This is a genomic window from Ruminococcus difficilis (assembly GCF_016680995.1).
Genome location: NZ_JAEQMG010000006.1, coordinates 1 through 5,385, shown reverse-complemented (window position 1 = coordinate 5,385; position 5,385 = coordinate 1). Strand labels below are relative to the sequence as shown.

At 52.5% G+C, this 5,385-nt stretch carries 4 protein-coding genes; 3 read left to right on the top strand and 1 reads right to left on the bottom strand.

What is annotated here, in order from left to right; genetic code table 11:
* Positions 1-452, top strand: a 452-nt coding sequence (locus JKK62_RS00140; RefSeq protein ID WP_201426509.1) for a putative phage tail protein, incomplete at its 5' end; no start/stop codon positions are given.
* A gap of 166 nt (positions 453-618) precedes the next feature.
* On the opposite strand, the gene ppdK is transcribed toward JKK62_RS00140, so the two are convergent.
* Positions 619-3,246: a pyruvate, phosphate dikinase gene (gene ppdK, locus JKK62_RS00135; protein ID WP_186833066.1), complete on the bottom strand. Its 2,628-nt coding sequence runs from the start codon at positions 3,244-3,246 to the stop codon at positions 619-621.
* A gap of 337 nt (positions 3,247-3,583) precedes the next feature.
* Between ppdK and JKK62_RS00130 the strand changes: the two genes are divergently transcribed.
* Positions 3,584-4,333 (top strand): sugar phosphate nucleotidyltransferase, encoded by a 750-nt coding sequence (locus JKK62_RS00130; RefSeq protein ID WP_201426508.1) that lies wholly within the window; start codon positions 3,584-3,586, stop codon positions 4,331-4,333.
* Positions 4,334-4,384: 51 nt separating this feature from the next.
* Positions 4,385-5,344, top strand: a complete 960-nt coding sequence (locus JKK62_RS00125; RefSeq protein ID WP_186833064.1) for a ribose-phosphate diphosphokinase — start codon at positions 4,385-4,387, stop codon at positions 5,342-5,344.
* Positions 5,345-5,385 lie beyond the last annotated feature (41 nt).

Here is a 5,385-nt window from a genome sequence, read left to right as displayed (position 1 = left end):
CAAAGCTGCTCCAAACAGGTCTGTACGGCATTGAACAGGGCGGCGCTGTGGACTGCGAGCTGAAGGCGTATGCGGTCGAGCTCGACAGAATTTACACGGAGCTTGATGTCCTGCTGCGCGAGGCGTTTGTCTCGACAGCCCAAACCTACGGCATAAGCGAGCGCGAGAAATTCATTGGCAAGGAGAGAACTGACCTGACGCTCGCAAGGCGCCGCGAGCTGCTTATGCTCCGCGAAACACGTGCCTCGGGCGGTCACGGCAGCGCAGATCTCAATCAGCTTATCGAGGCGCTGGGCGTCACGGATTACTCTGTGACGATCGTGCAGCGTCACTGCAAAATCACTATCACCGTGAACGATTCGCTTACCGCCGAGCAGAAGGCGGACTTTGAGAAGAGTGTAAAAGCCTTTACTCCCGTGACCTTTGAAACTATTTTTGAATATAATACGTAAAATAAACGCAAAAAAGCTCCGCGCGCCGGTGGCGCTTTCTCCCGCCTATGATGACGTTCATTTTTAGAAACGTCCATCAACGGCGGGGTTAAAATAAACGCAAAAAAGCTCCGTCTTTCAAAGACGGAGCTGATTTGTTTGTTATTGTATACCTTTTATGAAGGAATTACTTGGAGTTAACAGCAGCCTGAGCAGCAGCCAGTCTTGCGATCGGCACACGGAAGGGTGAGCAGGATACATAGTCAAGACCGATCTTGTGGCAGAACTCTACAGATGAGGGATCGCCGCCGTGCTCGCCGCAGATACCAACGTGGAGCTTGGGATTAACGGGCTTGCCGAGCTTGATAGCCATTTCCATGAGCTTGCCGACACCTGTCTGGTCGAGCTTAGCGAAGGGATCGTTCTCAAAGATCTTGGTGTCATAGTAAGCGTTGAGGAACTTGCCTGCGTCGTCACGTGAGAAGCCAAAGGTCATCTGGGTGAGGTCGTTGGTGCCGAAGCAGAAGAAGTCAGCCTCAGTAGCGATCTCGTCAGCTGTGAGAGCAGCTCTCGGGATCTCGATCATTGTACCAACCTCGTACTCAAGCTCTACGCCTGCAGCAGCGATTTCAGCGTCAGCGGTCTCAACAACGACCTTCTTGACATACTTGAGCTCCTTGATTTCGCATACGAGCGGAATCATGATCTCGGGCTTAACGTTCCAGTCAGCGTGAGCCTTCTGAACCTCGATAGCAGCGCGGATAACAGCCTTTGTCTGCATCTTTGCGATCTCGGGATAGGTAACAGCCAGACGGCAGCCACGGTGACCCATCATCGGGTTGAACTCGTGGAGAGACTGAATGATAGCCTTGATCTCATCAACGGTTTTGCCCTGAGCGTCAGCCAGCTTCTTGATGTCCTCTTCCTCTGTGGGAACGAACTCGTGGAGAGGCGGATCGAGGAAACGGATGGTTACGGGGCAGCCCTCGAGAGCCTCGTAGAGAGCCTTGAAGTCGCCCTGCTGATAGGGAAGGATCTTGTCGAGAGCAGCTTCTCTCTCTTCAACGGTGTCAGCGCAGATCATCTCTCTGAACGCAGCGATTCTGTCCTCTTCGAAGAACATATGCTCTGTACGGCAGAGACCGATACCCTCGGCGCCGAGCTCTCTCGCCTTCTTAGCGTCAGCGGGTGTGTCAGCGTTGGTGCGAACCTTGAGGGTTCTGAACTTGTCTGCCCAAGCCATGATTCTGCCGAACTCGCCTGCGATCTCAGCGTCCTTTGTAGCGATAGCGCCGTCGTAGATGTTACCGGTAGAACCGTCGATTGAAATATAATCTCCCTCGTGGAACTCCTTGCCTGCGAGAGTGAACTTTTTGTTAGCTTCATCCATAACGATGTCGCCGCAGCCGGATACGCAGCAGGTACCCATACCACGGGCAACAACGGCAGCGTGAGAGGTCATACCGCCGCGAACGGTCAGAATACCCTGTGAAGCCTTCATACCGGTGATGTCCTCGGGAGAGGTCTCAAGACGAACGAGAACGACCTTCTCGCCCTTAGCGTTCCAAGCTTCAGCGTCCTCGGCAGTGAAGACGATCTTGCCGCATGCAGCACCGGGGGAAGCGCCGAGGCCCTTGCCCATGGGAGTAGCAGCCTTGAGAGCAGCCTGGTCGAACTGGGGATGGAGGAGAGTATCGAGGTTTCTGGGATCGATCATCGCAACAGCCTCTTCCTCTGTTCTCATGCCCTCGTCAACGAGGTCGCAGGCAATCTTGAGAGCAGCCTGAGCGGTTCTCTTACCGTTTCTGGTCTGGAGCATGTAGAGCTTGCCGTGCTCAACGGTGAACTCCATGTCCTGCATATCTCTGTAGTGGTTCTCGAGAGTAGCGCAAACCTGCTGGAACTGCTCGAAAGCCTCGGGGAACTTCTCAGCCATCTGAGCGATGGGCATGGGAGTACGAACGCCTGCAACAACGTCCTCGCCCTGAGCGTTTGTAAGGAACTCACCCATGAGCTTCTTCTCGCCGGTAGCGGGATCTCTTGTGAAGGCTACGCCGGTACCGCAGTCGTCGCCCATGTTACCGAATGCCATTGACTGTACGTTAACGGCAGTACCCCATGAATAGGGGATATCGTTGTCGCGGCGGTATACGTTCGCTCTGGGGTTGTCCCATGAACGGAATACAGCCATAACAGCGCCCATGAGCTGCTCCTTGGGATCGTCGGGGAAGTCCTTGCCGATCTTCTCTTTGTACTCTGCCTTGAACTGGTAAGCCAGCTCCTTGAGGTCGTCAGCGTCGAGCTCTACGTCCTGCTTAACGCCCTTCTTCTCCTTCATCTCGTCGATGAGCTCTTCGAAGTACTTCTTGCCGACCTCCATTACAACGTCGGAATACATCTGAATGAATCTTCTGTAGCAGTCCCAAGCCCAACGGGGGTTGCCGGACATCTCAGCGATGGTGTTGACAACAGTCTCGTTAAGACCGAGGTTAAGAATTGTATCCATCATACCGGGCATGGAAGCTCTTGCGCCTGAACGTACGGAAACGAGGAGCGGGTTCTCCTTGTCGCCGAACTTCTTGCCTGTGATCTCTTCCATCTTGCCGATGTACTCGTTAATCTGGCCCTGAATCTCGTCGTTAATCTTCTTGCCGTCCTCATAATACTGAGTACAAGCCTCTGTAGTAATTGTGAAGCCCTGGGGTACGGGAAGACCCATGCCGGTCATTTCAGCAAGGTTAGCGCCCTTACCGCCGAGAAGCTCACGCATGTTCGCATTACCTTCTGAGAAAAGGTATACCCATTTGTTTGCCATTGGAAATCATCCTCCTAATGAAAAATAATTTGGCTGTAGCAAAAATGCCCAAAGGCAGTCCTGCCAAACTATATGCCTACAGTGTATTATACCAAATTCTGTTAAAAATAGCTATATATTTTAAAAAATTTTTCTTATAAAAAACAACACTAAATTTTATTAATATTGTATAAATCGTTTAAAATGGCTTTGACAAGCGATTTTTTGATTATTTCACTTGAAATTTCGGCTTTTCTGCGATAATATTAATAGTGTAAAAAACTGTGCCAAGACGGAAATATCAGGCACAAATACTCTCGGATAAACGTATTTTTATCCGCGTAACAAGAGGTAAATTATGAGTAATTGCGCAATTATTCTTGCGGGCGGCGAAGGAAAGAGAATGAAATCCGACAAGCCAAAAACTCTCTCCGAGGTGCTCGGTCAGCCCATGCTCCTCTGGGTAATGAACGCCCTGAGAAAAGCGGGTGTCGACGACATCTGCGTCGTCAAGGGCTACAAAAAGGAGTGCATCGAGGAGTATCTCGGCACACTCGATTTTAAGGTCGAGAGCGTGTTCCAGGCGGAGCGCTTAGGCACGGGTCACGCCGTAATGATGGCGAAGGACTTCCTTGAAAAGCACGACGGCAACGTCGTTATTCTCAACGGCGACGCGCCCTTCATGAGCGCTGAAACGATCGAAAAGTCACTCTCTCAGCACACATCGACAGGCTGTGCGGCGACGGTTATCTCCGCGAGAGTGGACGACCCGACAGGCTACGGCAGAATCGTGCGCGACGAAAGCGGCAACCTCAGGGCGATCGTCGAGCATAAGGACGCCGACGAGGAGACCCTCAAAATTGATGAGGTCAATTCGGGCGGCTACTGGTTCGACTGCAAAATGCTTCTGAGTGTGCTCGGCAGCATCAGGAGCGACAACAAGGCGGGCGAGTATTATCTGCCCGACGCGATAAAGCTTCTGCTCCAAAACGGCAAGACCGTCGGAGCGTACACAGCACAGTGCAGCGACGCCGTGCTCGGCGCGAACGACCCCGCTCAGCTCGAGGAGCTCAATCAGATCGCTTTGAAAAAGGGTTATACCTGTTAATATACAGCGAGCAAAGTTAATACGAGGAATAAGGAAAAGGAGTTAGAATCAATGAATTTTCACGGCAAGGACATCAAAATCTTCGCAGGCAATTCAAATGTTGATGTGGCTCAGGGAATCGCAGGCTGTTTAGGCCTGTCTCTCGGCAAGAGCGACTGCACCCACTTCTCCGACGGCGAAATCGCGGTTTCGCTTCACGAGTCCGTAAGAGGCAGCGATTGCTTCATCGTTCAGTCCACCTGCACCCCCGTCAACGACAACCTGATGGAAATGCTCATCATGATTGACGCGATGAAGAGAGCTTCCGCGGCGAGAATCACCGCAGTAATGCCCTACTTCGGCTATGCGCGCCAGGACAGAAAGGCTAAGGCGAGAGATCCGATTTCCGCAAAGCTCTGCGCTGATATCATCACCACAGCGGGCGCTGACAGAGTTCTGACAATGGACCTGCACGCAAACCAGATTCAGGGCTTCTTCAATATCCCTGTTGACCATCTCCACGGCGCGGGTATCCTCGCAAACCACATGAAGGAGAAGATCGGCGGCAACTTCGACGACTTTATCGTTGTTTCCCCTGACCTCGGTTCCGTAACTCGTTCGCGTAACTTCGCGTCCAAGATCGGCACAGGTCTTGCTATCATCGACAAGCGCAGACCCAAGGCAAACGTCTGTGAGGTCATGAACATCATCGGCGACGCCAGAGGCAAGAAGGTCATTCTCGTCGACGATATGATCGACACCGCCGGCACACTCTGCAACGCTGCCAACGCTATCGTTGAAAAGGGCGGCGCGGTTGAGGTTTACGCCTGCGCGACTCACGCTGTTCTCTCAGGCCCCGCTATCGAGCGAATCAAGAACAGCGCTATCAAGGAGGTTATCCTCCTCGATACGATTCCCGTTCCCGAGGACAAGATGATCGACAAGTTCACCGTGCTTCCCACGGCTCCCATCTTCGCCGAGGCTATCGCGAGAATTTACAACGACAAGCCCTTCACCGCGGCGTTCAGCTAAACCGACGCTTTTCGCGGCATACGGGTTATACAATAGAAATA

What these genes read in the sequence shown, in the direction of transcription:
- JKK62_RS00130 (WP_201426508.1), top strand. Translation starts at nt 3,584, where the DNA reads ATGAGTAATTGCGCAATTATTCTTGCGGGCGGCGAAGGAAAGAGAATG.
- JKK62_RS00125 (WP_186833064.1), top strand. Translation starts at nt 4,385, where the DNA reads ATGAATTTTCACGGCAAGGACATCAAAATCTTCGCAGGCAATTCAAAT.
- ppdK (WP_186833066.1), bottom strand. Translation starts at nt 3,246, where the DNA reads ATGGCAAACAAATGGGTATACCTTTTCTCAGAAGGTAATGCGAACATG.